The sequence below is a fragment of the Novosphingobium sp. PY1 genome, from assembly GCF_017312445.1.
Taxonomy (GTDB): domain Bacteria; phylum Pseudomonadota; class Alphaproteobacteria; order Sphingomonadales; family Sphingomonadaceae; genus Novosphingobium.
This window is the reverse complement of sequence record NZ_BLTI01000003.1, coordinates 32,908-57,672: the sequence shown is the minus strand read 5'-3', so window position 1 is coordinate 57,672 and position 24,765 is coordinate 32,908. Positions and strand designations below refer to the sequence as shown.

Genomic DNA, 24,765 nt, shown 5'->3' with positions numbered 1-24,765 from the left:
GTACTTCCCCTTCAATCCCCGTAAGACTAGATCATCAAATTGCGGGAAGATCAAGTTTGACGAAATTTCCGACAAGCTCTGGCGAGGCGGACGGGCGGTGGCCCGAGGACACTCGGTAAACAGCGCCGGGTTATCAGGCACATGCACGAAACCTGCCAATCTGGGCCTCGAAGGCAAAATGCCGACTTGCCGTTGCCCGGTCGCGTGCGTTAACGCGGTAACCAATGACGGAAACGACCGAACTTTCGCAGGATCAGAGCTCCAGTGCGGCGGCTGCTGCGGCCGCAGTCGCCGAACGCGGCGGGCTCGAAGTCATCTCCATTGCCAAGAGCTACGACAAGCGTGCGGTCCTTACCGACATCTCGCTTTCGGTAGCGAAAGGCGAAGTGCTGGGCCTGCTCGGCCCCAACGGCGCGGGCAAGACCACCTGCTTTTATTCGATCATGGGGCTGGTGCGCCCGGATTCGGGCCGTATCCTGATGGACGGCGTCGACGTCACCCGCCTGCCGATGTACCGCCGCGCGATTCTCGGCCTGGGCTACCTGCCGCAGGAAACCTCGATCTTCCGGGGCATGACGGTGGAGCAGAACATCAGCGCCGTGCTGGAACTCAACGAGCCGGACAGGGCCGTGCGCGACGAGGAACTGGAGCGCCTGCTCGACGAATTCGGCCTGACCCGCCTGCGGTCGAGCCCGGCCATGGCGCTCTCGGGCGGCGAGCGCCGTCGCTGCGAAATTGCCCGGGCCCTGGCTGCGAAGCCGTCGATCATGCTGCTGGACGAGCCTTTCGCAGGCATCGACCCGCTCTCCATCGCGGACATCCGCGATCTCGTAAGGGACCTCAAGACGCGCGGGATCGGCGTTCTCATCACCGACCACAACGTGCGCGAAACGCTCGACATCGTCGATCGCGCCTGCATCATCTACGGCGGGCAGGTGCTCTTCGCGGGCAGCCCCGAAGCGCTGGTGGCCGACGAGAATGTGCGCAGGCTCTATCTCGGCGAGGGTTTCACGCTGTGAGGCCTGACGTCCAGGGATACTGACGCATGGCGCTGGGGCCCCGGCTGGACCTGAGGCAAAGCCAGTCGCTGGTCATGACGCCGCAGCTCCAGCAGGCGATCAAGCTGCTGGCGCTGTCCAATCTCGAAGTCGAAACCTTCATTGGCGAGGCGCTCGACGCCAATCCCCTGCTCGATGTCGGTGCGGAACCGGCACCTCCTCCGGTCGAAACCGTGGAAATGCCCGAGGAAGCCCGGCGCACGACGCTGGAAGGTTCGCCGGTCGACCAGTTGATCGGCGAAGGCCGGGCAAGCGACGACCGGCCGCTCGACATCGACGCCGGATCGCTGGACCGGGACCGCGATACCGGTGACGGCGAACTGACAGGCAATTCGACCAGCGGCACTGCCGACAACTGGGCCAGCGAATTCCGCATGGCCGGCGGCGAGGCCGGGCCCGGTATCGAGGACCATGCCGGGGGTGCGGCGTCGCTTGCCGAGCATCTGCAGGCGCAAGTGGGGTCCGAGGCGTTCAATCCCGTCGAGGCGGGCATTGCGCGCTACATCATCGGCCTGCTCGACGATGCCGGTTATCTCCATGCCAGCCTTGCCGAACTGGCAGCCGATCTCGGTGTGTCGGAGGATGCGGTCGAGGATGCGCTGATACTCGTCCAGTCACTTGATCCTACTGGAGTAGGTGCTCGCTCACTGTCGGAGTGCATCGCCCTGCAGGCGCGCGAGGCGGACCGCTACGATCCGTGCATGGCGCGCCTGATCGATAATCTCGACCTTGTCGCCAAGGGGGAACTGGCTCGACTCAAGCGCATGTGCGGCGTGGACGACGAGGATTTCGCCGACATGCTGGCCGAACTGCGCAGCTACGACCCCAAGCCGGGCGCGCGTTTCGGCGGGGAGGCAAGCGGGGCCGTCACGCCCGACATCCTCGTGACTCCGCGCAGCGACGGCGGCTGGGACATCGCGCTCAACCAGGCGACGCTGCCGCGCCTGATCGTCAATCGCGGCTATTACGTCGAGCTCAAGGGCACTTGCGAGGACAAGACCTCGCGTGCGTGGCTTTCCGAGAAGCTTGCCGATGCCAACTGGCTGATCAAGGCGCTCGACCAGCGGCAGAAGACGATCCTCAAGGTGGCGAGCGAACTGGTGAAGCAGCAGGACGGCTTCTTCCGGCACGGCGTCTCCCAGCTCAAGCCGCTGACCCTGCGCGCGGTGGCCGAAGCGATCGGCATGCATGAATCGACCGTCAGCCGCGTGACTTCGAACAAGTTCCTCAACTGTCCGCGCGGAACTTACGAGTTGAAGTATTTCTTCAGCTCGGGCGTCAGCGCTGCGGGCGGCGAAGGTGCGGCTTCGGCAGAGGCAGTGAAGGCCGCTATCAAGCAGTTGATAGACGCCGAGGATCCCAAGGCGATCCTGTCCGACGATGCGCTGGTGGAACTGCTCAACGGCAAGGGGTTTGCGCTGGCAAGGCGAACGGTCGCCAAGTACCGTGAAGCTATCGGGCTGGGTAGTTCGGTTCAACGCCGCCGCCAGAAGGCTCTTGCTGCAGCGCGGTAAGTAATGAGCAAGATGACATTGAGTACATCTTGTATATTGCTTGTTTAGCTTAGGAAAAAAGTTCTGCGTATTTTCCCGAGTCGTGGTAAGTTGGTTATCTATCAGTTGTGCCGGGACTGCGACAGGTGGGAGCGCCCCGGCCACTGGAAGAAGGCGCTGACCATGTCCTGTATTGATCCCAAGCCGGGAAACGATCGGTTGACTAGGGGCAGCGCCGTGGCCGCGCTCGCCCGGCGCAGTGCATGGGCCAGTGGCGATGCGCGGCACGACTTTTTCAGCTGGCTGTTTGCCCAGCGGCCTCAGGCAATTCAGGTTTCGGACAAGAACAAGAGCTGTAGGGTAGCACCTGTCGAGGCACGAATTGACAGGTCAATCCTGGGGGCGCCCTGAAAAGGGTGGCTCCGCCGGAGCGACATGTTCCGCACTCAGGTCGCTCCGGCACAGGTTGCCAGGGAGGAACGCCTTGCGATCGCCTCCGATCGCATAGACCCGCATTGGCGGGTCGACCGGCCCTTCTCGATCTTGTCGGCACCCCTACCGGCATCGTCGGGAAGGGCCATCTCTTCAAGAACCGGAAAAGTGGCGGCAGCCGTGTTAGGGATTGGCTCAAGCAATGCGGGCCCGGCTGCCGCCTTAGTCTGCGAGTGATTCCGGATGGAAGGGGGAGACCGAAGGTCGCATGCAAGCCTCCCACTGGCTTCCGGTCGCATCCGAAAGCGGGGTCGCACGCTCCGGACAAGAACCTGTTAACCCTGACTGGAGGTTGAGCGCAGTGACCTAGACCACAGGGGCCTTGTGACTTTTACCACAATGCCGCGATGGGATCGTTGCGTTGCTGGCTGGTCAGGCCGTGCCGCGGCCGATTCCGGCCTGGTTGGCCCGCTGGATCAGTTCGACGTCCCCGGCAGCGGCGCGCACGATTTCCGCCAGTCGGGCAATGTCGCAGACGATCAGCTTGCGCCCGGAACTGGACGTGATGCCCTGTTCGGCAAGGTAGCGCAGTTCGCGGGTCACTGCCTCGCGGTGGGTGCCGATGCGGTTGGCCAGCTCGGCATGAGTGGGCGAAGGCGTGATCGTCGCCTCGTTACCCTTAAAGCCGGTATCGAGGCAGAAGCGCAGCAGTTCGCAGTGCAGGCGGCTGCGCACGGCAAGGGCATTGAGCTCGAAGATCCGCTCGTTGAGCTGGCGCAGCATGCGCACGAGGCGGCGGGTCAGCCATTCCGCCGATTCCGGATGCGCGAACGCGGCTTCGCGAAAGGCCGCCCCGGGAATACGCGCCAGACTTGCCTTGGTAGTGGCCATGACCGTTGCCGAGCGCGGCTGGTCGTCAAGCGCGGCGAATTCCCCCACGAGTGCGCCCGGACCGGCATCGCTGAGCGTGATCTCGCGTCCGTTCTGCGAGAGCAGTTCAATCCGCAGCGTGCCTTCGAGGATGACGAAGACGTCGCTCGTCTCGTCCTGGTGGCCCATGACCGTCTGCCCGGCCTTGAACTGCGCCAGGCGCGCAAGCGGCGCAACGGCTTCGGCAAGTGGCGCGGGAAGGTGACGGTCCAGATCGGACAATTGCGGCATCGATGACCCCAGTTCACATGGCGAGCCGCTACACCGCCGAGCCACGGCGGACACTGCATCGACCCCGAATTGCCCGGCATAATGCCCAAGCCATGCCCACCTGTCGACTTGGCCAGTGCGGGGGCGCCCGATGGATCGTCTTGCCGGATATGTGGATTATAGGATAGGGGGGTATCCTATGGGACATCTCTCCGCCAACAACGACGCCCTTGTCTTGCGCGTGCGCCGGCTCGTCGGTCAGCTCCAGGCCGTGGAGCGCGCGCTGGTCGGTGGCGAGGACTGCACCAAGACCCTGCATCTGGCCGCCGCCGTGCGCGGCGCGCTGAACGGTCTCATCGACGAACTGATCGAGGCGCACATGAAGGAACATGTCGCCGCGCCCCAACTCTCGCAGGAAGAGCGCGAAGCCGGGGCCGAGGCCCTGCTGGCGGCGATCCGGCGCTACGCGAAATAGAAAGACGGCCGAAGATGGCGAGCCAGCCTGAAATAGACCACTTCATCCACGACCACGATTTCCTCGGCGCGTCGCACGATGCCAATGCGCGCCGCACGCTATGGGTCGTGGCCCTGACCGCCGTCATGATGGTGGGCGAGATCGTGGCCGGATATCTGACCGGATCGATGGCCCTGCTTGCGGACGGTTTTCACATGGCGACCCACGCCGGCGCGCTGAGCGTTGCGGCGATGGCCTATGCCTATGCCAAACGGCACAAGCGCAACCCGGCTTTCAGCTTCGGGACCGGAAAGGTGGGTGATCTGGCCGGCTTCGCATCGGCGCTGGTGCTGGCCATGTTTGCACTGGGTATCGGTTTCGAATCCTTCATGCGCCTGCTCAGCCCGGTGCGCGTTGCCTTCGGCGAAGCGACCGTGATCGCGATCATCGGCCTGGCCGTGAACGTCGTCAGTGCCCTGCTGCTTTCGGGCCATCACCATCATGGCCACGATCATCACCACGGGCATCACCACGGGCACCACCATGGGCACGATCACGACCACGGGCATCGTCAGGGGCATCATCATGGCCACGGGCACGGGGACAACAACCTGCGTTCGGCCTATATGCACGTCCTTGCCGATGCGCTGACTTCGGTGCTTGCCATCGCCGCCTTGCTGTCCGGGCGCTATCTCGGCTGGGTCTGGCTCGATCCGGTTATGGGCCTCGTCGGCGCGCTGGTGATCGCCCGCTGGTCATGGACGCTCATGCGCGACACCGCCTTCGTCCTGCTGGATCGTACCGATGACCATGTTGCGGCAGAAGTGCGCGAACTGGTGGAGGCTCCGGGCGATGCGGTGATCTGCGACCTGCATGTCTGGCGCGTCGGACCCGAGGCCCACGCTGCCATCGTCGGAGTCTCCGTTCACGAGGAACGGGTCGATACCGCGGAACTGCGCCGGCGCCTGCGGCCGGTTCACGAATTGCAGCACATCACCATCGAGCGGTACTGAGCCCGCGCGGCACTAAGCCGGATCGGCAAGGCCCGGCGTGCGATGGCCTCAGGTGGGCGGGCACTCCTTCTTGCCGTTGCCGTTCTTGCATCCGGGCGGAACGGTTACCCCGCCGGATGTGCTGCCGCCCGAGGAACTGCCGTTGCCGCCGCCCGTGCTCGTGCCGCCACTGGTCGTGGTCGTGCCTCCGGATGTGCTGCTGGTGCTGGATGTGGTGGTCCCGCCAGACGTGTCGCCAGAGGTCGATCCTCCTGTAGTGGATCCACCGGTGGTCGAACCCCCGGTTGTCGTGCCCCCGCCGGACGAACTTGAGCCGCCCGAACTGCTGCCGCCACTCGAACCACCCGATGAACCGCTGCTGGAGCTGCCTCCGCTCGAACTTCCCGACGAAGTGCCGCCCGATGAAGTTCCGCCCGATCCCCCCGAAGAGCCGCTGCCTCCGGAACTGCTGTCACCGCTGGCTATCGAATTGGCGCCATCGGCCATGGCAAAGTTGATTGAGCCGCTCAGGGCCAGAGCGGCGATGGCAATGCCGCCTCCGGCCATCGCCAGCAGCAGGGCGTACTCGGCCGCAGAGCTGGCCGTTCGGTCGCGTAGAAAGCGTAAGATCATCATGGCCCCGTCAAACAAGCGGCAAGCGGGCGGTTCGCCGAAAACCTCCGCTTGCCTGTCTTCAACATGATGCGAAACCGCTGCACATGCTCTGACTAACTTGTATGAGTGCGCCCGTTTCAATTTATCTCTGAAATCCAGCTGTTTGCCGGAGGCATGAGGGTAAGGGGGTACCCCTTTTTAGGTATACCGGATGGCACCGGCCCAAGGATTTGCACCTCCGGCTTGTGCAAGCGATGCTGCAAGCCTAGCAACCGCACATGGTTGCAAAAGTCGAACCCTTTCACGCCATGTCGATCGGCCGCCTAGCCTACGAGTTAGCCGAAAGCGGCCGCGACGTCATCCACATGGAATACGGGCAGCCTTCCACCGGCGCACCGGCCGCGGCCATCGCAAAGGCACACGAAGTGCTCGACAGCGAGCCCGGCGGATACTGGGAAAACATCGCCCTGCTTGAGCGCATCGCCCGCCATTACGACGATGCCTATGGCGTCAAGCTGGACCGTGAGCAGGTGATCCTGACCTGCGGAGCTTCTCCTGCCTTCGTCCTGGCGCTCACCAGCCTGTTCGAGCCGGGTGCGCGCGTTGCCCTTGCGAGGCCGGGATACGTTGCCTACCGCAATACCCTCAAGACGCTCTATCTGGAGCCGGTCGAAGTCGCCTGCGGGCCGGCCGAGCGCTACCAGATCACGGCAGCCGCGCTCGATGCCCTGGCCCCTGTCCCGGACGGCCTGATCGTCGCCAGCCCGGCCAATCCGACCGGCACGATCATTGCGCCCGAGGAACTTGCGGCAATAGCCGAAGTCTGTCGCCGCAAGGGCATCCGGATCGTTTCGGACGAGATCTATCACGGTCTGAGCTACACCCAGGCCGCGCAGTCGATGCTGCAATATGCGCCCGATGCCGTGGTCGTGAACAGCTTCTCCAAGTACTACTCGATGGCCGGATGGCGCCTCGGCTGGCTGCTCGTTCCGCCCGATCTGGTCGATGCGGCGCGCGCGCGCATGTCCAACCTGTTCCTGACGCCCTCGGTACTCGCCCAGCATGCAGGGCTGGTCGCCTTCGACTGCCGGGAGGAACTGGCAGGCCATGTCGAGGTCTATGCCCGTAACCGTGAGCTGCTCTTGGCCGCGCTGCCGCGCCTGGGGTTGCAGAAGATCGCGCCTCCCGATGGGGCTTTCTACATCTATGCCGATGTCAGCCACCTGACTGACGATTGCCTGGCCCTTTGCCAGCAACTGCTCCGCGATACCGGCGTCGCGACGGCGCCGGGCATCGATTTCGATCCGGTCGACGGGCACCGCTTCATGCGCTTCAGTTTCGCTGTGTCCACTGCGCTGGTCGAGGAAGCGATCGAACGCATGGTGCCCTGGTTCGAGGAGCGCGCCCACACTGCCAACGCCACCGTGCGCTGATCGTTGGCCACGCGGGCCGATTCGCGGATCGCGCCGGGCCGTCCCGCAGATGTGAATCGTCGCTTCACCTTGTGCAGTCATGCTGTAGCAAGGTGGGACGGCGCCTTATGTTGCGCGAATTCTGCGGATTGACAGCTGGCCTTTCATGGCGTCTGGCGGGTGCGGGGCGATGGCAAAACGGGTCGGGCATGGTGATTGATCGTACAAAGGATTGGGAAGTCTGGACGGCCAGGTTTCGGGATTTCCTGAACGACTGCGTCGGCAGCGATGCGGCCGAGGAAAGCGATCGCATTCGCGAAGCCGGGCTGCTGCTGCAGGGAACGCCGCTGGGGCTCAGGCACGCATTCGATCTCGACACGATCGATGAGATGCTGACCTGCGGCGCGGCCGAAAGCGCGGTGCTGGCGATCCTTGGACCCGACGTTGCCTTCATGTTGTCCCGCGGCGGCAGCGGTTCTTGCCTCGCCACGGTCGTCATGGACGATGAGTCCGAGGAAATGATCTCCGAAGGCGCGACTGTCGCGCTTGCCCTGCTGGCGGCGCATGTCTCTCTGCTGCTGGCGCGCATGGAGTTCGACCGGCAGGACCTGGAAAGCATCGAAGTCCCGCCCGCCGCTCGCCTTCACTGAGCGGTTTTTGTCGTAGCGGCACCTCTCACTTGATCAGGGCGGCCTCGATCGCGATGCGAATGGCGTCCGAGGTATGGTTGGCGCCGAGTTTGGTGAGCATGTTGGCGCGGTGGATTTCTACCGTACGGGGACTGATCGAGAGCCTTTCGCCGATCAGCCGGTTGGACAGTCCGCTTGCCACGCCGCCCAGCACTTCCCTTTCACGGCGGCTCAGCCGGGCGATCCGCGCGCGCGCCATCACTTCGCGCAACTTGGCGTGACCGAAGGCATCGGTGCGCCGGATCGCACGATCGAGCGAGGCGCTCAATTCGTCTGCAGTGATCGGCCAGCTGACATAGTCTATCGCGCCGTCGAGTACGGCCTGAACGATCCGCGGCGGCGATGGAAATTCGCTGAAGGCGATAATCGGAAACCATTCGCCGTGTTTCGCCATCTGTTCGATCAGACTGGAAATGGCCCCGGCCTGTTCGTGCAGGAGGACGACACCACCGCTGGGCCATGCAGCGCCCAGTTCTGAGATGTTCTCGAACGGTTCGACATGGATCTGGGCCGTCGAAAGGGCATGGCTGATCGCGGCGCGACGGCGGGTTTCTCCGTCGATCAGGATCAGGTTGGAAAGTCGTTCCACTGCAGTCTCCCCACTGGTTTGCCCTTAGGGGATTACGCGCAGTCGCACCGGCACGTGTGGCACGATGCCACCGATTTCGATGCAATTGAGGCTTGCGGATTTCCGGGCAGGAGAAACGCTATGTTGGTGGCAACCGAAACCGTGCGATCTCGCCGCCAATCCGGCTCAGCCGGCCTGGAGTGCCTGGCCGATTTCCATGAAGTCCGTGCGCAGTGTTTCGACCGTGCGCGGATCGAAGCTCACTGCATTGTCGAGAATCGTGCGGCGCGCCGATTCGTAGAGGTGGTTGAGCGCCGCTGCCATCTCGTTCTCGCCCGAGACCCCCAGCTGCAGTGCCGTGACCGCGGTAAGCGCGCGGGTCATCGACCGGCTCTTGAGGCTGTTGTCGCCGATGCGATCCGCATGGATCGCGGTGCCCAGCGCGCTGACGAGATGTTCGTAGCACAAGTGGACGAGTTCGGTCGGGCTGGCGCCCTTGACGCGGGCGTCGAAATCGACCCGGCGGTAAGCTTCGTGAGGGGACCGGTGCGCCAGCATGTCAGTTGTTGCCTGAGTTGTTCCAGATGTCGATCTGGCTCTGGAGGAACGAGAGGGTGGACTGCGAGGAGCTGATCCGCGTCTCGGTCTTGGCGAAGCGGGCGACCATGCGGGCGCGAAGCTCCTCCTGCTTGATGACGAGGTCCGACTGGTTCTCGGTCACTTCGGTCAGCTGCTTGGAATAGCGCGAGATCGAGCCACCCAGCGAACCGGGATCGGTCGTGCTGCTGGCCTTGCGGTAGATCGCGTCGAACGTCGCGTAGACGCCGTAGATGCCGTTGGTGAACATCGCGACGACGCCGTCCTGGTCGGCTTCCATCGTCGCCTTGAACCGGTCGGTGTCGAGTGAGAAGGTTCCGTCGCGCTCGGTCTTGAGGCCCAGGTCGGCGAGCGTCTTGGCAACGCCGGTCGCATTGGGCATCACGGTGGTGCCGGCGAGCTGCGAAAGCGAGCGCTTGAGCGCCCTGGCGCCGCTGTCGTTGGCAAGATCCGCGCCGATGGCAGTAGCGGTGTTCAGTTCCGACATCAGCTCGTTGAGCGCGCTGGTGAAGTCCTGCATCGCCGATTCGATGACATCGGTGGGATCGTTGAACGACACGTTCGTCGGCGCGCCGACATTGGTCGCGCCCAGCGTCAGCTTTACGCCGGGAATGGCTTCGGAAATCGTGTTCGAGCTCGAGGTCATGGCCAGACCGTCGACGTTGAACTTGGCGTCCTGCGCCGTCGCCAGGAGCTGGCCGTTCGCCGAGCCGGGATTCCAGGCCAGGTTGGACAGGCCGGGGTCTGCGGCATCCTCGGTCGCCTCCAGGACGAAGCCGTTGGATTCGCCTTCCGGTCCGCGCAGGACGAGCTGCGCGCCGTTGACGGTGTTGGCGACATAGGCAGTGACGCCGGCATTGGCGCCGTTGATGGCCGACGCGACCTGCGACAGCGTCGAGCCTGCAGCGATCGCGATGTCGACCGAGGCGTGCCCGGTGTCTTCGGTGAAGGCTGCGCCCGCAACGGTGCCAAAGCGCAGGGTGAGCGTGCCCGAACCGACCGTGTCGGTCGCCGCGCTGTAGGCGTTCGAAGCGATGCGCTGGCCCGAGGCGAGCTGCGTGACTTCAAGCGAGAAGGTGCCGGTCGGTTGGCTCGTGCCGGTCAGGGTGGCCGAAGCCACCGCGCCGTTGGCCACGACCGGGGTGCGGGCCAGGTCGCCCGAACGCACGAGATTACCGAACGAGGTGTCGAGGTTGAGCAGCATCGACTTGATGTTCGAAGCCGCCGAAATCTTGGCGTCGAGCTTCTCCGACTTGGCAGCGAGCTGATCGCTGCGCGCGGCGAACTGCGCGGCCGACAGGCTTGCGGCGAGGCCGGCAAAGTCGATCCCGCTCCCTGCGCCGAGGGACGAAATCAGCGATGACGTCGCCGAACTGGTCGAGGATGTGCTGTCTACCATGTACCTCTAGGACGGCCTTGCCGTGCCGGGCTTAAGGGGTTGGAAACGGTTTTTTCCGGGAAAGCCACGATCAGTGCACCGAAGCCGGGTCGAGATTGCCGTTGGCGTCGAAGCGCAGCGTGACCGGCACCGACACTTCGGGGCGAACGCGCTTTTCGCCGCGCTTGAGCGACATGACGAAGGCAAGGATCGCGGCGACCGCGGCATAGTGCTCCTCGCGGATCACCTGGCGTTCGCGGGTGGTGTAGAACACCGAACGGGCAAGTGCGGGATACTCGAGGACCGGCAATTGGTACTCGGCGGCCAGTTCGCGCATGGCGAGCGCCTTGTCGCCGCGGCCCTTGGCCAGCACGATCGGGGCATGCGCCTTGTCCGGATCGTAAGTGAGCGCGATGGAGAAGTGCGTCGGGTTGGTGATGACGAACTGCGCCTCCTTCATGGCCGGGATCAGGCCGCCCATCGCGATCTTGCGCTGGGCGTTCCTGATCGCCGCCTTCTTCTCGGGCGAGCCTTCGCTTTCCTTGTTCTCGTCGCGCATCTCCTGAAGCGTCATTTTCAGGCGCGAGAGGCGGCGGACCATCTGCACCGGCACGTCGACCAGCGCGATCACGAAGAGACCGCCGGCAAGCCAGAACAGCAGAATGATGACGCCGTGCCAGGCATAGGAAAGCTGCCCGAACAGGTCGCCGCGGCCGAGCTTGGCGATGGTTTCGAGACGGCCGTCGGCCCAGAACCACGCGATCGTGCCGAGCAGGCCGACCTTGGCGATGCCCTTGCCCATCTCGATCCAGCCGTTCGGGCCGAACATGCGCTTGAGGCCCGACATCGGATTGATGCGCGAGGCCTTGGGCGCCATGTTGCCGCCGATCCAGCGACCCTCGCCGAAGCCGAGCTGCGAGATCAGCGAAACCGCGATGATCGCCAGGCCCAGCAGGAATACCGGAGGCAGGGCGGAGATGGCCGCCGAAACGATCAGCTGGCCGGGCTCGAAATCGTCGATCGCGGCGCGGTCCCAGACGAAACCGGCCCGTAGCGTTTCACTCAGCCGTTCGAGGACCCAGGGACCTGCGGCCAGCATCCAGACTGCGCCCACGGTGACGGCGCCAGCCGTGGCGAGTTCGCGCGAGCGAAGGACGTCGCCCTTCTGGGCCGCGTCGCGTTTGCGCTTCTCTGTTGGCGCAAAGCTCTTTTCGCCGCTCTGTTCGCTCATGGCTTCAGCAGGTCCGAAGTGGCGCCGATGGCATCGGCGGAAATGCGGGTGACGAGGTCGGTGAGGACCGGGGCGGAAATCAGCAGGGCGGCAATGCCGGCCAGAACGCCGGCAGGCAGGCCCAGCGCGAAGAGGTTGAGCGCAGGTGCCGAGCGGCTGAGGACGCCGGTGACCATCTGGACGATCAGCAGGATCAGGCTGACCGGCAGCGCGATGGTAACGGCGGTCACGAACATGTAGCTGGCGAAACCGGCGATTTCGGACAGGCGCTCTGCACCGAGCCAGGTGTGGCCCGGGGGGAAGCTCTTGTAGCTCTCGATTACCAGCGAGAACCACTGCAGGTGGGCGCCAAGGGCAAGGAAGACGAGGGTGATGACCACCGAGAAGTACTGGCCGAGAGCGGGCGACTGCGCACCCGAGTTGGGATCGACCGCGGTGGCCATGCTCATGCCCATCGAGCCGCCGATGATTTCCGCGGCAAGAACCGGGGCGGCAAAGGCGACCTGCAGGATGAAGCCGAGCGAGAGGCCGATGAGGACCTCACCGGCAACCGATACCATCCCTGCCAGCGAGAACAGCGCTGCGGGAGCCTGGACGTCGGTCCAGGCGCAGACGAGAACGGCAATGGCTCCGGCTGCGACGACGCGAAGCTGGGGCGGCACGCTCGCGGTCCCGAACAGCGGGGCGGCAACAAGCGCCGCGCCGATGCGGGTCATCACGAAGAGCAGCCGCCAGAAATCCTGTTCAAGCGCGCCGAAACCGAAGTCCAGGTTCATCACGGCAGGACGCGCTCCGCCTGCGAGATGTTCGCGATCTGGGCGAAGATCTCCTGGGTGAAGTCGCCGATCAGCGTCATCATCGAGCCGCCGAAGAGAACCAGCACTAATGCGGTGATGGCCAGCTTGGGGACGAATGTCAGGGTCTGCTCGTTGACCGACGTGGCAGCCTGGACGACGCCGACCGCGAGGCCGACGACCAGCGAGGCGATCAGCACCGGGGCGGCGACGAGCGCCGTCACCCAGAGCATCTTGTCGGCCAGGCTGAGCAGGTTGGTGATGTCTTCCATCGCCCGCGCTACCCGAAGCTGGAGGCCAGCGAGCCCATAAGCAGCGCCCAGCCGTCGACCATGACGAAAAGCAGCAGCTTGAAAGGCAGCGAAACGACCATCGGGCTCATCATCATCATGCCCAGCGACATGAGGACGGAGGAGACCACGAGGTCGATCACGAGGAACGGCAGGAACAGCATGAAGCCGATCTGGAAGGCGGTCTTCAGTTCGCTGGTGACGAAGGCGGGCAGCAGGATCGAGAAGGGCACGTCGGCCGGCTTCGCGAAACGCGGTGCATTGGCCATCTCGGCGAACATCGTCAGGTCGCGCTCACGCGTCTGGCGGATCATGAAAGCGTGGAATTCCTTGCCGCCGTTGGCAATCGCCTGCTCGGCATTGATGGTGCCGGCGGAATAGGGGGCGATGGCATTGGCGTTCACGCGTTCGAGGGTGGGCGCCATGACGAACAGCGAGAGGAACAGCGACAGGCCGATCAGCACCTGATTGGGCGGCGATTGCTGCAGGCCCAGCGCCTGACGCAGGATCGCCAGCACCACCAGGATGCGGGTGAAGCTGGTCATCATCAGGATCAGGCTGGGCAGGATCGTCAGCAACCCCATGATCAGGAGCAGCTGCAGCGAAAGGCTCATGCCCGGTCCGTCGGTGCCGCCCATTGCCCCGAAGGCGCGGTCGAGCGCGCCGGGGATCGCCGAGTCCGATGCAGGCGCCGCCGCCGGAAGCGACTGGGCCTGGACCTGCGCGAAGGCCACCGCGGGAAGCAGCAGCGCCGGCAGTGCGGCGATCAGGGAAACGATGCGCTTCATTCGGGCAGGCTTTCCGCAGTGCGGGGACGCGCCGGTGCTTCGGCGAGGCGGGTGAGGCCGCCGCGCGAGGCCGAGACGAGGATCTCGCGGCCGTGGAATTCGATCACCGCAAGCTTGAGCGTGGGCGAGAGCATGGTGGTCTCGACGATGCGGATCGACTTCGAACCGCCGCCGATTCCGGCCTTTTCCTGCATCTTCTTCGCCAGCTTGAGGCAGCCCCAGGCGATGAAACCGATCAGTGGCAGCAGGATGATCAGCTTGAGGATGTACCACAGCATGATGCGTCAGCCCTGCGCGCCGCCGGGAAGCGGGATGGCATTTTCGTCGGCGGTTTCCTCGACGCCTACCATCTCGACGATGCGCAGGCCGAAGCGGCCGTTGTGCGAGACGACTTCGCCCTTGGCGATCGGCTTGCCGTTGACCAGGACGTCAAGCAGCTCGTCCGACATGCGGTCGAGGACGACGACGCTTTCCGGGCCGAGGGCAAGGATGTCCTTCAGCTTCATTTCGGTGCGGCCCAGTTCGACCGAGAGCCGGACGTCGACGTCGCGAAGAAAATCGAAACCGCGGGGATGAATGCTCATGGTTGATCGTCTTTCGTAGTCAGAATGCGTGGGAAACCTGAACCGCGACGCGATCGTCGAGTTCACCGATAGTGCCGTTGGCGACGGTCTGGTCGCCCACCTTGAGAGGAACGCTGCGCGCCACTGCCACCGGCAGGATGTCGCCGGGCTTGAGGCTGGACAGACGCGAAAAGCCCATCGTCATGTCGACGAGGACGGCCTTCACCTGCAGCGGCATCGAAGCGAAGGGCTCCGACGCCGGATCGGGCGCGGCCTGCATCATGCGCGCCTTGCGCGGGTGGCGCGGCACGGTGACGAGCGCCGAAAGCGTCGTCTGCGGGAAAGCGAGCAGCATCGACCAGGGCTCGCAGCCGGTTTCCTCGACTTCGAGCGAAAGGAGCAGCAGCTCCTCGTTACGGTCGAACGGTGCAAGCTGGCGCAGGCTGGTCTCGCGGCGCACGGTGCGCACCGCGTGCTTCGCTTCGCCGCCAAAAGCGATCGAGAGGGCATCGGCAACGGTGCCCTCGATGCGCGCGATCAGCAGTTCGGCAGAAAGCGGGAAGGTATCGGGCAGCGGGTCCGGCACGTCGCCGCGTCCGCCGAAGGCACGGTCGACGAGGCGGAAGACCGGCGCGGCCTCGAAGACGGCCAGCATCGGCCGGGATTCCGCACCCACCGCAAGGAGCGTGTGCGAGGCAAGGCCTTGCAGTTCCGACTGGATGGAGCCCAGCGTGCCGTCGAGCGGCATGCCGACGCGCACCACCGGGGCATCGCCGCCCGAGAGGCGGGCAAGGCCCGAGGCGAGCGCCCGCGCAAGCCGCTCGCCGATCAGCGAGAGAGCCGGGACGAGCTCGCCGATCGACGGACCGGTCCCCAGCAGTTCCTTGCAGTGGCGGGCTTTCATGCGCTCGGTTCCTTGGGATGCGGCGGACGTCATCGTCGGATCACTGGACGATGAAGCTGCGGAAGTAGACGGCGTCGACGCCGCCGAAGCCTTCCTTCTGGGTGAGGACCTTGTTGATCGCGGCGGTCATGCGCTTCTGCAGCTGTTCCTTGCCGGCCATCGTGTAGACGTTCTCTTCGGGCGTATCGGCGATGATGGTGAGAAGCTGCGAGCGGATCGCCAGTTCATGCTTCTTCAGCCACATCAGCACGCGGCCGTCGCGGCGGGTGGAGCAGGCCAGCGCCATCTGCACCATCGCGTCGGAGTTCTTGAGGTTCGAGGTGAATTCCTCGGAGAAGGTGTAGTAGGCGGTGCGATATTCATCGCCGCCTTCGCCATCGACTTCCGCGGCGCCGCCTTCCTCCTTCTTGTCGCTGACCGGCGCGTAAGGGTCGACTTCGCCCTTGCGGATCAGCTTGGGATTGTTGTCCTGCTTGGCTTCGTGATGGCCGCCGCCGATCACGCCGGCCTGCACCAGGCCGAACATGCCGCCGCCGCCCACGGCCAGAAGGCCCACCGCGCCCAGGATCAGGCCGAGCTTGCCCTTACTCTTGGCTGGCTTTTCTTCCTTGCCGGATTTGCTCATCTCAAAGTCCCCTGAATAGTCGGATGTCAGGCGTAGATGCCGCTACGCCGAGGGCCGTTGGCGGCCCCGTCGGACGGCTTGCGCTCGCCCTGCTGCGCGCCGGCCGAGGCGGACTGCGCGCGGTGAAAGTTGCGTTCGCCTTGCTCGGCGCGGGCCTGGGCGGCCTGTTGCTGTGCCTGACCCTGGCCCTGTCCGTTGCTCGATGCGGCGGACTGCTGCTGGGTCGATGCCTGCTGCTGCTGTTGCTGTTGGGCCTGCTGGCTGTCGCTGCGCTGCTGGTCGCCATTGCCCGCGGCATTGCCGGCGAGCGTCGCGGCGACTGCCGAGTGGACTGCCGACGTGAAGCCGGGATCGGCATTGGTGAGCGTCACGCTCATCTTCGCGTCGTCCTGGCGGAACTGCATCGAGACCTGGCCGAACTCGGCATGGTTGATCGCGGTGCGCACGACCTGCGGCGATGCAGCTTCGCGCGCTTCGGAAAGGCGGTCGACCAGCGTGGTGAAATCGTGGGGCTGCTCGACTGCTGTCGGCGCTGCTCCCGGGACAGTCGCAATGGCCGGCGCGGTCGAGACGGCCGGCTGCGCGCTTGCGAAGTGCATGGCGGCGGGCTGCACTGCCGAGCGCGTTGCTGGCTGGCTGGCGGATTGGGCCGTGTCGATGTCCTTCTTGCCGGGGTCGGCAATGACCTCGCTCGCAGTGTTCGCCTTGGCTTCGGTGCGCAGTGCGGCATCGGTCTGAACCGGAAGTGCCGTAGCCTGAAGTCCCGGGGCCTGCGTTTTGCCGGTGGTCGCCGTTGCCACCTGAGCAGTGGAAGCGGCTGCGGGCTTGGCGCTCACGACCGGCGCGTCGATGTCCGCGGGTTTGGCGGCCGGAGCTTCGACGAAGGGCCGGTTTGCGGCGGCCTTGGCTTCGGTGCGCGGTGCGGCATCGGTCTGAACCGGAAGTGCCGTAGCCTGAAGTCCGGCGACCTGCACCTTGCCGGTGGTCGCCGGCGCCACCTGCCCTGCGGGAGTAGCTGCGGCGGCGGCCTTGGCGGTGTCGATGCGGGCCATGATTGCGGCTACCGGGTTGAGGTCGGTCGGGGCCTGGGCGCTCTTGCCGGCTTCGGCCGCATCGGTGGTGACGATGGGGGCCAGTTTGACCTGCAGAACCTGTGCGGGCGCTGCGGCCTGGGCTTTGGTACCAGCGTTTCTGGCCGGTGTTGCGGTGCCCTGCACGAGCGCGCTCAGCGAAGCGGCAGAGCGGCCAGCGGCAGCGGTATCGGGAACCGCTGCCCGGAATTCGACGGGATTGTCGGTGCCGGGCAGCGGTGGGACGACAAGCGGCATGACGGGATTGGCAGCCGCGATGGGCACGTCTGCCTGGTCAGAAGTCGCTTCTTCGTCGGGAGCATCGGTGGTCTTCGCCTCGCCCTTGCCTTCGCCCGCTTCTGCGGTTTCGGCGGTGGGCTTGGCATCCTTGATGAGGGTCGGTGCGGCAACGGTTGCGGCAGCGGCTACAGCGGCGGCAGCGGCATTTGCGGCAACCGGCAAATCCTTGCCGCTTTCGTTGCCGGTTGCCTTGCCGTCCTTGCCGCCATTGCCGGTCGCTTGCACTGCCAGCGCCGCCGTCAATGCGGCAGCGGCGGGCTTGGCTTCGCCCGCGGCGGTCTCGCCCGGGGTCCCCGCAGCGCCGAGAAGCGCGGCGAAGTCGGCGGTTTCCGTGCCGTTTGCTGCAGTCGTCGGCACAGTACCGGCGGCCGGGGCAGCATTCGCGGAAATCGACGGGGCCGAGAGCTGGATCATGCCTTGATGGACCTCATGGTTAACCATGCAAGGTACTATTCAAGATCCGTGCCAGATCCCTTTCTACTGCCGAGGGCCGGCGTTTGCCCGGCCTTGGCGATCATGCGTTCCTGCAGCAGCGCGCGTTCCTCGATGGCGGCGCGGCGCCGTTCCGCCTCGGCAAGGAGGCGCTGCTTGGCATCGGCGATCGACTGCGCGCGTATCGCGTCGCCGTCGGTGGTCTTGGTCAGGGCCTGCAGCCCGCTGACGAACCGGCCGACCTGGTGGAGCGAGCCGCCATCGGTCATTTCGCGGCGGCTGGCATAGTCGCTCGCCATCTGCCGGGTGCGGTCGGACAGCGCGCGCAATTGCGTGAGCGTGCTTTCCGCCTGCGCGGATTCCAGGGCGGCGGTCTGCTTGGCGATGGCGCGGATCTTCTCGAGCCGCTTGAGGCGCGCAAGCCGCTTGCGCTCTTCCTTCACGGCATCGCCTCACGGCAAGGGACAGGAGGAACCGATGAACTCATCCCAGCAAGGCGGCAAGCTGCGCGCCGCTGTCGGGAAGGTCGATCACTTCACCGGCCTGCTGGCACAGGAAGGCGGTCAGCAACTCGTGCATCGCGATCGCCTTGTCGAGCTGCGGGTCGGCTCCGGCACGGTAGGCGCCCATCAGCACGAGGTCGCGGTTGGCCTCGTAGCTGGCGATAAGCGCGCGGAACTGGCGGGCCAGTTGCTGGTGTTCGGGCGAGACGATGTCGTTCATCACGCGGCTGAGCGAGGCGGCGATGTCGACCGCCGGATATTGCCCGCGCTGGGCGAGATCGCGCGAGAGCACAATGTGACCGTCGAGGATCGAGCGCGCGGTGTCGACGACCGGGTCGTCCTGGTTGTCGCCGTCTGCCAGCACCGTGTAGAGCCCGGTGATCGAGCCCTTGCTGGCGGCCGAGTTGCCGGCGCGTTCGACGAGCTTGGTAATCGTGGCGAGAGCGGATGGCGGATAGCCGCGCGCTGCGCCGGGCTCGCCGAGCAGCAGGCCGATTTCGCGCGCGGCGTGGGCCACGCGGGTCAGGCTGTCGAGAATGAGCAGGACGCGCTTGCCCTGCGCGCGGAAGTGCTCGGCCATCGAAGTGGCGAGCATCGCGCCGCGCAGGCGCAGGTTCGGCGCGTGGTCGGCCGGTACGGCGACGACCACGGTCTTGTCCTTTTTCTCGGCGTTCATGTGCCGCTCAACGAAATCGGAAACCTCGCGGGCGCGTTCGCCGATCAGGCCGACGATGATCACGTCCGCGGTTGCGCCGCGCGCGATCATGTCGATCAGTACGGATTTGCCGACGCCCGATCCGGCCATGACGCCGATGCGCTGGCCGATGCCGAAAGTGGTGAGCGCGTTGAGTGAGCGCACGCCGGTGTCGAAGCATTCGCGCACCGGGCTGCGATCGAGCGCCGAAGTGCGCACGCCGCCTGCGGGCCATTCGGTGCGGGTATGGATCGGCAGGCCGCCGTCGATCGGCAGGCCTTCGCCATCGACGGCACGGCCGAGAAAGGCATCGCCCACCGGCAGCATGCCGGGGCGGCCTTCGGGGCACACGCGCGCGCCGGGGCGCAGCATGATCGTGTCGCCCAGCAACATCATCATCGTCTTGCCGTTGCGAAAGCCGATGACTTCGGCGGAGAGCGTCTTGCCCCGGCCATGGCCGACACGGCACATCGCGCCCACCGGTACCGACAGGCCGCTGACTTCCAGCAGGCCGCCGTCGCAGGCGGTGACGAGGCCGAAGCGGCGCGGCGTCAGGTCGACCGGCTCGGCGGCCAGGTCGGTCAGGATAGGGTCCCAGAGCTTCAGCACGCGCGGCTCAGCACTGTTGCAAGGCTTCGGCGATGGCGATGCGCCAGGTTGCCGGGCCATCCTCTACCCCGCCGCTGGCCGTCTCGATGCGGATCGTGCCGCGTTCGAGGCCGCCTTCTTCCTCCACCTGCCATTCGGCGGCAAGGCGCGGCGAAACCAGTTTCACGTCTTCGGGGTGCAGCTTGATCACGCGCTCGTCGTCGGCGCGCGAGAGCATGCCCACCGCGGCATTGATCCGGCGCGCTAGGGCGTCCTCGTCGATCGCCAGCGGAGCGATCGCGCTTTCGCACAAGGCGGCCACGGTTTCGCGCAGGCGGTTGCGCAGTTCCTCTTCGAGTACCGCGTTGAGGCGCGTCAGCGAAAGCTCAAGTCCTTCGCGTGCGGCCGCTTCGGCCTGGGCCTGAGCCTGCGCCTCCTGCAGCGCCTGCTCGTAACCTGCGGTGAAGCCCTGGGTGAAGGCCTGCTCCACCGGATCGGGCGCAGCCGGTTCCAGGGATGGAGGCGGCGGCGCCGGTTCGGGCTCGGGCGCGGGCAGCGCGCCGAAACGCGCGTCGGCGCGAAAGCCCTGCGGCTGGGCCATGGCCTCGAACAGGCTCATGCCTTGCGTGGGTATCTTGAAGCCGAGATCGGACATCGCGCTGCTCAGACGTATTCGTCATCGCCCGAGCCGAAGATGATCGAACCTTCGGCTGCGAGCTTGCGGGCGACGAGGACGACCTCCTTCTGTGCGGCGACGACGTCGGCCAGCTTGGTGCGACCGCGAGCGGCGATCTCGTCCTTGACGCCATCGGCGGCGCGGCTCGACATGGCGCGGAAGAAGTAGTCGCGTTCTTCCTCGCTGATGCCCTTGAGCGCGTCGATAAGGGTGTCGTTGCCGATGTCGCGCAGCAGCGTGCCCATCGACTGCGGGTCGAGCACGAAGAGATGCTCGAACTTGAACATCTCGTTCTCGATCTCCTTGGCGAGCGCCTTGTCGATCTTGCCGATCTCGCTCATCACCCGCTTCTCGATCACCTTGCCGGCGCCGTTGATGATGTCGGCCGCTTCCTTCGGACCGCCCATTGCCAGCGGGCGATGGCCATGGTTCTCGGTGATGCGGCGGGTCAGCAGTTCTTCCAGCATCGCGATGGCCTGCGGCGAAACCGGGCCGAGCGTGGCGATGCGGTGGACGATCTGCGACTGTTCTTCGGTCGGCAGGGCGTGCAGCACTTCGGCGGCGACGACCGGGTCGAGCTGCACCAGCAGGACGGCAATCGCCTGCGGATGCTCGCCCTTGACCAGCGGCACCAGCGCTTCGGAAGTGAGCCAGCGGGCCAGTTCGAGCGGCGAGGTCTTGGGCTCGTCCGGCATGATCTGGCGCATCACGCTCTCGGTCTTCACTTCGCCGATGGCGTTGCTCATCATCGAGCGGACCTTGTCGACGCGGTCATGCGCGACGAGGCCGAGCTTTTCGGTCTTCTCGACGAAGCCGGCGATCGCCTCGGCAATGACGTCCGGGCTGATCTCGCCCAGGGCGCACATCTTCTCGCCCAGGCGGCGCAGTTCATCGGGCTCGAGTTCGGACAGGATGCGCGAGGCATTGTCGTTGTCGAGCAGCATGACCATGACCGCGGCGTTGTCCGCCGGGAACAGGGGTACGACTTCGCTCACTGCGCGAATTCCTTCTTCTCGGCCTGCTGATCGAGCGGTTCGTTGAGCATCTGGCGCAAGGCGGCAACGGCACTGTCGGGCCGTTCGGCCACCAGCTTCTGGGCAAGGTTGAGTTGCCTGGCGAGCAGGTCAGAACGGGTGATCTCGATGTCGACGTCTTCAGCGCCGCCGGCGGGCAGGGCGCCGCGCACGGCGCTGCGCTGCAGGACCGGCTGGCCGTTCTCGTCGAGGACGGTTTCGCCTTCCTCATCCAGTTCGTCTTCATCGTCGGCAGCGCCCTTCTTGCCTTTCCTGGCCTTCTTGGCAGGCTTGGGCTTGTCGCCGCGCACGGCCTTGACCATCGGGCGCACCCCCAGCAGCAGCACCATCAGGACGGCAAGGACGGCCGAACCGTAGCGTACGACCATCGGGAACCACGGCATTTCGTAGAACGGCAGGGCGGCGGCATCCCCGATCGGCTCGAAGCTGCGCGCGATGACCTTGACCTGGTCGCCGCGCTGCGGGTTGGCGCCGACCGCGGCGCTGACGAGCGCCTCGATTTCCTGGATGTCCTTGGCCTTGGCGCCCTTCATGGCATCGGCGCTGATCGCGACCGCAACCGAGAGGCGCTTTATGCCGCCCGGCGTGGTGTTGGCGACCGAGACTTCGCGGCCCAGTTCATAAGTGCGCGAGGAGCGGGACTCGCCGTTGGTCGGCGGAGTCGCTCCCGGCTGCGGCGCAGTGCCCTGCGGCGCGCCCGGCTGGGCCTGCGTTACCGGCGGCGGGGTATTGGACAGGACGCCCGGGACGCCGACGGCCGGAGTGGCAGCGGTCGATTGCGACTGCGCCTCGGTCTCTGTGCGTACGACACCGTCCTTGTCGTAGCTTTCGCGGGCGGAAGTCACTTCGTCCATGTCGAGGTCGACCTGGATTTCCGAGGTGAAATTGCCTTCGCCAAGCATCGGGCGCAGCAGCTGCGAGACCTGTTCGCGCAGCTTGGATTCCATCCGGGCCTGCAGGTCGAGGCGGTCGCTGTCGACCCCGCCGGTCTCCGACAGGAGCTGGCCGTGCTGGTCGACGACGCGCACGGCGTCGGGCGAGAGGCCCGGCACCGAGCCGGCCACGAGATTGAGGATGGCCGAAACCTGGCTCTCGGTCAGCGAACGGCCGCGCGCGAGACGGACCATGACCGAGGCGGTCGGCGGCACGTTTTCACGCACGAAGACCGATTTCTCGCCCTGCGCCAGATGCACGCGGACCGATTCCACGCCGTCGATCTGGGCGATGGTCTGCTGCAGGTCGGCCTCGCGGGCTGCGCGCAGGCGTTCGCCTTCCAGCGTGCGGCTGGCGCCCATCGGCATGTTGTCGAGCATCTGCACGCCCGATTCCGGTGTCGCCAGCGCGCCGTCGGAAGCGACCAGCATGCGCGCCTTGTAGAAGTCGCCCTCGGAAACCGAGAGGGCGCCGGTGCTGTTGTCGATCGAGTAGTCGATCGAGGCCTGGTCGAGCGCGGCGGCGACGCTCGCGCGTTCGCTGTCGGCAAGCTGCGAGTACAGCACGCGCTGCGGAGAAGGCGCGAGCGCGCTCCACGCGAGCAGGGCCCCGCCGATGGCTGACAGGCCGACGAACACCGGCAGGACCTTGCGGACCGCCGGCTGGGCCGTGAAAGTGCCAAGGCGCGTGAGCATGCTGCCGCCTGCCGGATCGGTGAGCGGAGCAAACATCGACTGCGTGGCGGGCAGCGAGGCCGCCGGGACGCCGTCAGGCGTGGCTGGAACGAGCTCGGGCATGGTACATTATACCCCCATCCGCATGATGTCCTGGTAGGCGGACAACAGCTTGTTGCGAACCTGCATGGTCGCTTCGAATGCGACTCCGGCTTCCTGCCGGGCAAGCATGACACTGGCGACGTCGGTCACTTCACCGCGCTGGTAGGCGTCGGTGATCGTGTCCGATTTGGCCTGGACGGCATTGACGTTGTCGAGTGCCGTCTTGAGCGTATCGGCGAAACCCTGGGCCGGGGCCTGGACCTCGGTCGGGGCTGCGCCGCCGACACCGGCCACGCCGCCTGCCTGATCAGGGCCTTTCGGCGCATGAATTTGCTGGAGCAGTTCGTTGCGCTGGATGATCTGCTGGCGCATGGCCATGATCTGTTGAATTCCTCCAGCGCCGCCCCCGATGCCGGAGATGCCGCTCATCGACGGCCTCCTGCGGCCGCTCTGCCGATCTCGATCCCGGCATCACGCATCGAAGCGAGGCGATAGCGCAGGGTCCGTTCGGAGATGCCGAGTTCGCGGGCCGCACGCACCCGGCTGCCGCCGCATGCCTCGAGCGTCTCGACGATGGCGCGGGCTTCCGAGATCTGCACGATCGAGGAAAGCTTGCGCGGCGTTTCCGCCTCTTCGACCTGCGGCTGGGCTACGGTGACGCCGAAGCCGGTGGCCGTGACGGGCGATTCGATCAGGCGGGCCGGGCTGTCGAACACGATGTGCTCGGGCGTGATCACGTCGTTGCCGTGGGCAAGGAGCAGCGCGCGGCGCATGACGTTCTCCAGCTCGCGCACGTTGCCGGGCCAGGAGTGCAGCTTGAGCATCGCGATCGCCGCTTCGCTGGGGCACGGCACTTTGGCCGGGTCCGGCGCGTGACGCAGCGCCATCGCGAAGGCGAGCGGGGCGATGTCGTCGGCGCGCTCGCGCAGCGGGCGCAGCGTCAGCGGGAACACGTTCAGGCGGTAGTAAAGGTCGGCGCGGAAGCGGCCTTCGGCCACTTCGGTCGGCAGGTCGCGGTTGGCGCAGGCGATGATGCGCACGTCGACCTTGATCGGCTTGGTCGAGCCGATCGGAACGACTTCCTGTTCCTGCAGCGCGCGCAGCAGCTTGGCCTGGAGCTGAAGCGGCATCTCGGCGATTTCGTCCAGCAGCAGGGTGCCGCCGTCCGCCGCGCGGATGAAGCCTTCGCTCGCCTGGGTAGCGCCGGTGAATGCGCCCTTCTGGTGGCCGAAGAGCATCGCCTCGAGCATCGTCTCGGGCATCGCCGCGCAGTTGACGGCGATGAACGGGCCTTCGCGGCGCGGGCTGCGGGCGTGGATGAAGCGGCTCAGGACTTCCTTGCCGGTCCCGGTCGGGCCGTTGATCAGCACCGGAATATCGCTGTTGGCCAGACGGTCGGCGAGAGCGAAGACCGAAAGGCTTTCCGGGTCCGCCGCGATCGGCTCGTCGGCGCCGGCCATGGCTGCGAGCAGCATGGCAAGCGAAGCTTCACTGACCGGATCGACATAGGTCAACGCGATCTGCGATGCGCCCTTGCGACCGAATGCGGGCGCAGTGCCGCGTGAAAGTTGAACCGACCGCGTGCGCGGACGGCCAGGAGCCTCGTCCGCAGCGTCACGCAAATCGATTGCACCAAGATCGAGGAGTGAAGTGGCAATAGCCATTCCCCGATCTGCCAGCGGTCCGTGCCGCTGGGCGAATTTCGAGTCGAAATTCAACCCGCCCATGTCTCGATG

Annotated in this window: 27 protein-coding genes; 7 read left to right on the top strand and 20 right to left on the bottom strand. The window is 65.8% G+C overall.

Going from position 1 to position 24,765, the window contains the following annotated elements:
* Positions 1-224 precede the first annotated feature (224 nt).
* Together lptB and rpoN are read left to right on the top strand one after the other, a co-directional pair.
* Positions 225-1,019 (top strand): LPS export ABC transporter ATP-binding protein, encoded by a 795-nt coding sequence (gene lptB, locus J3474_RS03270; RefSeq protein ID WP_013834348.1) that lies wholly within the window; start codon positions 225-227, stop codon positions 1,017-1,019.
* Between the two features lie 26 nt (positions 1,020-1,045).
* Entirely contained in the window at positions 1,046-2,572 is a 1,527-nt protein-coding gene (gene rpoN / locus J3474_RS03265; protein ID WP_207093079.1) for an RNA polymerase factor sigma-54, read from the top strand.
* Between the two features lie 843 nt (positions 2,573-3,415).
* Here the strand turns inward: rpoN and J3474_RS03260 are convergent.
* Positions 3,416-4,144 carry a Crp/Fnr family transcriptional regulator gene (locus J3474_RS03260; RefSeq protein WP_013834346.1) on the bottom strand — a complete coding sequence of 243 codons (729 nt, stop codon included), beginning with the start codon at positions 4,142-4,144 and terminating at the stop codon, positions 3,416-3,418.
* A gap of 178 nt (positions 4,145-4,322) precedes the next feature.
* Between J3474_RS03260 and J3474_RS03255 the strand changes: the two genes are divergently transcribed.
* The 5 genes from J3474_RS03255 (at position 4,323) to J3474_RS03235 (ending at position 8,246) form a co-directional block, all read left to right on the top strand.
* Positions 4,323-4,598, top strand: a complete 276-nt coding sequence (locus tag J3474_RS03255; RefSeq protein WP_007012337.1) for a metal/formaldehyde-sensitive transcriptional repressor — start codon at positions 4,323-4,325, stop codon at positions 4,596-4,598.
* 14 nt (positions 4,599-4,612) lie between these two features.
* Positions 4,613-5,590, top strand: coding sequence for a CDF family Co(II)/Ni(II) efflux transporter DmeF (gene dmeF, locus J3474_RS03250; RefSeq protein ID WP_207093078.1), 978 nt, complete (start codon positions 4,613-4,615; stop codon positions 5,588-5,590).
* 70 nt (positions 5,591-5,660) lie between these two features.
* The gene (locus J3474_RS03245) at positions 5,661-6,272 is read left to right on the top strand and encodes a hypothetical protein (RefSeq protein WP_207093077.1); all 612 of its coding nucleotides are present in this window, start codon (positions 5,661-5,663) and stop codon (positions 6,270-6,272) included.
* A gap of 190 nt (positions 6,273-6,462) precedes the next feature.
* A complete protein-coding gene (locus tag J3474_RS03240) occupies positions 6,463-7,617 on the top strand; it encodes an aminotransferase class I/II-fold pyridoxal phosphate-dependent enzyme (protein WP_207093076.1) in 1,155 nt (384 codons plus the stop codon).
* Between the two features lie 191 nt (positions 7,618-7,808).
* Positions 7,809-8,246, top strand: a complete 438-nt coding sequence (locus J3474_RS03235; RefSeq protein WP_242528173.1) for a hypothetical protein — start codon at positions 7,809-7,811, stop codon at positions 8,244-8,246.
* A gap of 25 nt (positions 8,247-8,271) precedes the next feature.
* Here the strand turns inward: J3474_RS03235 and J3474_RS03230 are convergent, their stop codons facing one another.
* From J3474_RS03230 to J3474_RS03140, 19 genes are all read right to left on the bottom strand, one after another.
* A complete protein-coding gene (locus tag J3474_RS03230; RefSeq protein ID WP_013834342.1) occupies positions 8,272-8,874 on the bottom strand; it encodes a response regulator transcription factor in 603 nt (200 codons plus the stop codon).
* A gap of 165 nt (positions 8,875-9,039) precedes the next feature.
* Positions 9,040-9,411, bottom strand: coding sequence for a flagellar export chaperone FliS (gene fliS / locus J3474_RS03225; RefSeq protein ID WP_013834341.1), 372 nt, complete (start codon positions 9,409-9,411; stop codon positions 9,040-9,042).
* Between the two features lies 1 nt (position 9,412).
* The gene (gene fliD, locus J3474_RS03220; protein WP_013834340.1) at positions 9,413-10,849 is read right to left on the bottom strand and encodes a flagellar filament capping protein FliD; all 1,437 of its coding nucleotides are present in this window, start codon (positions 10,847-10,849) and stop codon (positions 9,413-9,415) included.
* A gap of 70 nt (positions 10,850-10,919) precedes the next feature.
* Positions 10,920-12,059, bottom strand: coding sequence for a flagellar biosynthesis protein FlhB (locus J3474_RS03215; protein WP_007012327.1), 1,140 nt, complete (start codon positions 12,057-12,059; stop codon positions 10,920-10,922).
* Entirely contained in the window at positions 12,056-12,835 is a 780-nt protein-coding gene (gene fliR / locus J3474_RS03210) for a flagellar biosynthetic protein FliR (protein WP_013834339.1), read from the bottom strand. Before fliR ends, J3474_RS03215 begins: the two co-directional genes overlap by 4 nt.
* Entirely contained in the window at positions 12,835-13,125 is a 291-nt protein-coding gene (gene fliQ, locus J3474_RS03205; RefSeq protein WP_007012325.1) for a flagellar biosynthesis protein FliQ, read from the bottom strand. The genes fliR and fliQ overlap by 1 nt, the downstream gene beginning before the upstream one ends.
* Before the next feature lie 8 nt (positions 13,126-13,133).
* On the bottom strand, positions 13,134-13,931 hold the full coding sequence (fliP, locus tag J3474_RS03200) for a flagellar type III secretion system pore protein FliP (protein ID WP_207093074.1): 798 nt from the start codon (positions 13,929-13,931) through the stop codon (positions 13,134-13,136).
* Positions 13,928-14,209: a flagellar biosynthetic protein FliO gene (locus J3474_RS03195; RefSeq protein WP_007012323.1), complete on the bottom strand. Its 282-nt coding sequence runs from the start codon at positions 14,207-14,209 to the stop codon at positions 13,928-13,930. Before J3474_RS03195 ends, fliP begins: the two co-directional genes overlap by 4 nt.
* Before the next feature lie 6 nt (positions 14,210-14,215).
* The gene (gene fliN, locus J3474_RS03190) at positions 14,216-14,515 is read right to left on the bottom strand and encodes a flagellar motor switch protein FliN (protein WP_007012322.1); all 300 of its coding nucleotides are present in this window, start codon (positions 14,513-14,515) and stop codon (positions 14,216-14,218) included.
* A gap of 19 nt (positions 14,516-14,534) precedes the next feature.
* Positions 14,535-15,398, bottom strand: a complete 864-nt coding sequence (locus J3474_RS03185) for a FliM/FliN family flagellar motor switch protein (RefSeq protein ID WP_207093073.1) — start codon at positions 15,396-15,398, stop codon at positions 14,535-14,537.
* A 40-nt stretch (positions 15,399-15,438) separates the two neighbouring features.
* Complete coding sequence (gene fliL, locus J3474_RS03180) at positions 15,439-16,023, bottom strand: flagellar basal body-associated protein FliL (protein ID WP_041559126.1); 585 nt, start codon at positions 16,021-16,023, stop codon at positions 15,439-15,441.
* Between the two features lie 26 nt (positions 16,024-16,049).
* Positions 16,050-17,807: a hypothetical protein gene (locus J3474_RS03175; protein ID WP_242528172.1), complete on the bottom strand. Its 1,758-nt coding sequence runs from the start codon at positions 17,805-17,807 to the stop codon at positions 16,050-16,052.
* Between the two features lie 35 nt (positions 17,808-17,842).
* Positions 17,843-18,268, bottom strand: coding sequence for a hypothetical protein (locus tag J3474_RS03170; protein WP_007012318.1), 426 nt, complete (start codon positions 18,266-18,268; stop codon positions 17,843-17,845).
* 40 nt (positions 18,269-18,308) lie between these two features.
* Complete coding sequence (locus J3474_RS03165) at positions 18,309-19,631, bottom strand: FliI/YscN family ATPase (protein ID WP_207093071.1); 1,323 nt, start codon at positions 19,629-19,631, stop codon at positions 18,309-18,311.
* 7 nt (positions 19,632-19,638) lie between these two features.
* Positions 19,639-20,265, bottom strand: a complete 627-nt coding sequence (locus J3474_RS03160) for a FliH/SctL family protein (protein WP_207093070.1) — start codon at positions 20,263-20,265, stop codon at positions 19,639-19,641.
* Between the two features lie 8 nt (positions 20,266-20,273).
* Positions 20,274-21,281: a flagellar motor switch protein FliG gene (fliG, locus tag J3474_RS03155; protein WP_013834332.1), complete on the bottom strand. Its 1,008-nt coding sequence runs from the start codon at positions 21,279-21,281 to the stop codon at positions 20,274-20,276.
* The gene (gene fliF / locus J3474_RS03150; RefSeq protein WP_013834331.1) at positions 21,278-23,050 is read right to left on the bottom strand and encodes a flagellar basal-body MS-ring/collar protein FliF; all 1,773 of its coding nucleotides are present in this window, start codon (positions 23,048-23,050) and stop codon (positions 21,278-21,280) included. The genes fliG and fliF overlap by 4 nt, the downstream gene beginning before the upstream one ends.
* A gap of 6 nt (positions 23,051-23,056) precedes the next feature.
* On the bottom strand, positions 23,057-23,458 hold the full coding sequence (gene fliE / locus J3474_RS03145) for a flagellar hook-basal body complex protein FliE (protein ID WP_007012313.1): 402 nt from the start codon (positions 23,456-23,458) through the stop codon (positions 23,057-23,059).
* Entirely contained in the window at positions 23,455-24,693 is a 1,239-nt protein-coding gene (locus J3474_RS03140; RefSeq protein ID WP_013834329.1) for a sigma-54-dependent Fis family transcriptional regulator, read from the bottom strand. Before J3474_RS03140 ends, fliE begins: the two co-directional genes overlap by 4 nt.
* Positions 24,694-24,765 lie beyond the last annotated feature (72 nt).

Bases quoted from the DNA above. Each gene is read 5' to 3' on its own strand.
- dmeF (WP_207093078.1), top strand. From the start codon at position 4,613: ATGGCGAGCCAGCCTGAAATAGACCACTTCATCCACGACCACGATTTC.
- fliQ (WP_007012325.1), bottom strand. From the start codon at position 13,125: ATGGAAGACATCACCAACCTGCTCAGCCTGGCCGACAAGATGCTCTGG.
- fliR (WP_013834339.1), bottom strand. From the start codon at position 12,835: ATGAACCTGGACTTCGGTTTCGGCGCGCTTGAACAGGATTTCTGGCGG.
- J3474_RS03195 (WP_007012323.1), bottom strand. From the start codon at position 14,209: ATGCTGTGGTACATCCTCAAGCTGATCATCCTGCTGCCACTGATCGGT.
- fliL (WP_041559126.1), bottom strand. From the start codon at position 16,023: ATGAGCAAATCCGGCAAGGAAGAAAAGCCAGCCAAGAGTAAGGGCAAG.
- J3474_RS03215 (WP_007012327.1), bottom strand. From the start codon at position 12,059: ATGAGCGAACAGAGCGGCGAAAAGAGCTTTGCGCCAACAGAGAAGCGC.
- fliS (WP_013834341.1), bottom strand. From the start codon at position 9,411: ATGCTGGCGCACCGGTCCCCTCACGAAGCTTACCGCCGGGTCGATTTC.
- J3474_RS03260 (WP_013834346.1), bottom strand. From the start codon at position 4,144: ATGCCGCAATTGTCCGATCTGGACCGTCACCTTCCCGCGCCACTTGCC.
- lptB (WP_013834348.1), top strand. From the start codon at position 225: ATGACGGAAACGACCGAACTTTCGCAGGATCAGAGCTCCAGTGCGGCG.
- fliE (WP_007012313.1), bottom strand. From the start codon at position 23,458: ATGAGCGGCATCTCCGGCATCGGGGGCGGCGCTGGAGGAATTCAACAG.
- fliN (WP_007012322.1), bottom strand. From the start codon at position 14,515: ATGAGCATTCATCCCCGCGGTTTCGATTTTCTTCGCGACGTCGACGTC.
- rpoN (WP_207093079.1), top strand. From the start codon at position 1,046: ATGGCGCTGGGGCCCCGGCTGGACCTGAGGCAAAGCCAGTCGCTGGTC.
- J3474_RS03255 (WP_007012337.1), top strand. From the start codon at position 4,323: ATGGGACATCTCTCCGCCAACAACGACGCCCTTGTCTTGCGCGTGCGC.
- J3474_RS03160 (WP_207093070.1), bottom strand. From the start codon at position 20,265: ATGTCCGATCTCGGCTTCAAGATACCCACGCAAGGCATGAGCCTGTTC.
- fliF (WP_013834331.1), bottom strand. From the start codon at position 23,050: ATGCCCGAGCTCGTTCCAGCCACGCCTGACGGCGTCCCGGCGGCCTCG.
- J3474_RS03175 (WP_242528172.1), bottom strand. From the start codon at position 17,807: ATGATCCAGCTCTCGGCCCCGTCGATTTCCGCGAATGCTGCCCCGGCC.
- fliD (WP_013834340.1), bottom strand. From the start codon at position 10,849: ATGGTAGACAGCACATCCTCGACCAGTTCGGCGACGTCATCGCTGATT.
- J3474_RS03185 (WP_207093073.1), bottom strand. From the start codon at position 15,398: ATGAAAGCCCGCCACTGCAAGGAACTGCTGGGGACCGGTCCGTCGATC.
- fliP (WP_207093074.1), bottom strand. From the start codon at position 13,931: ATGAAGCGCATCGTTTCCCTGATCGCCGCACTGCCGGCGCTGCTGCTT.
- J3474_RS03240 (WP_207093076.1), top strand. From the start codon at position 6,463: ATGGTTGCAAAAGTCGAACCCTTTCACGCCATGTCGATCGGCCGCCTA.
- J3474_RS03140 (WP_013834329.1), bottom strand. From the start codon at position 24,693: ATGGCTATTGCCACTTCACTCCTCGATCTTGGTGCAATCGATTTGCGT.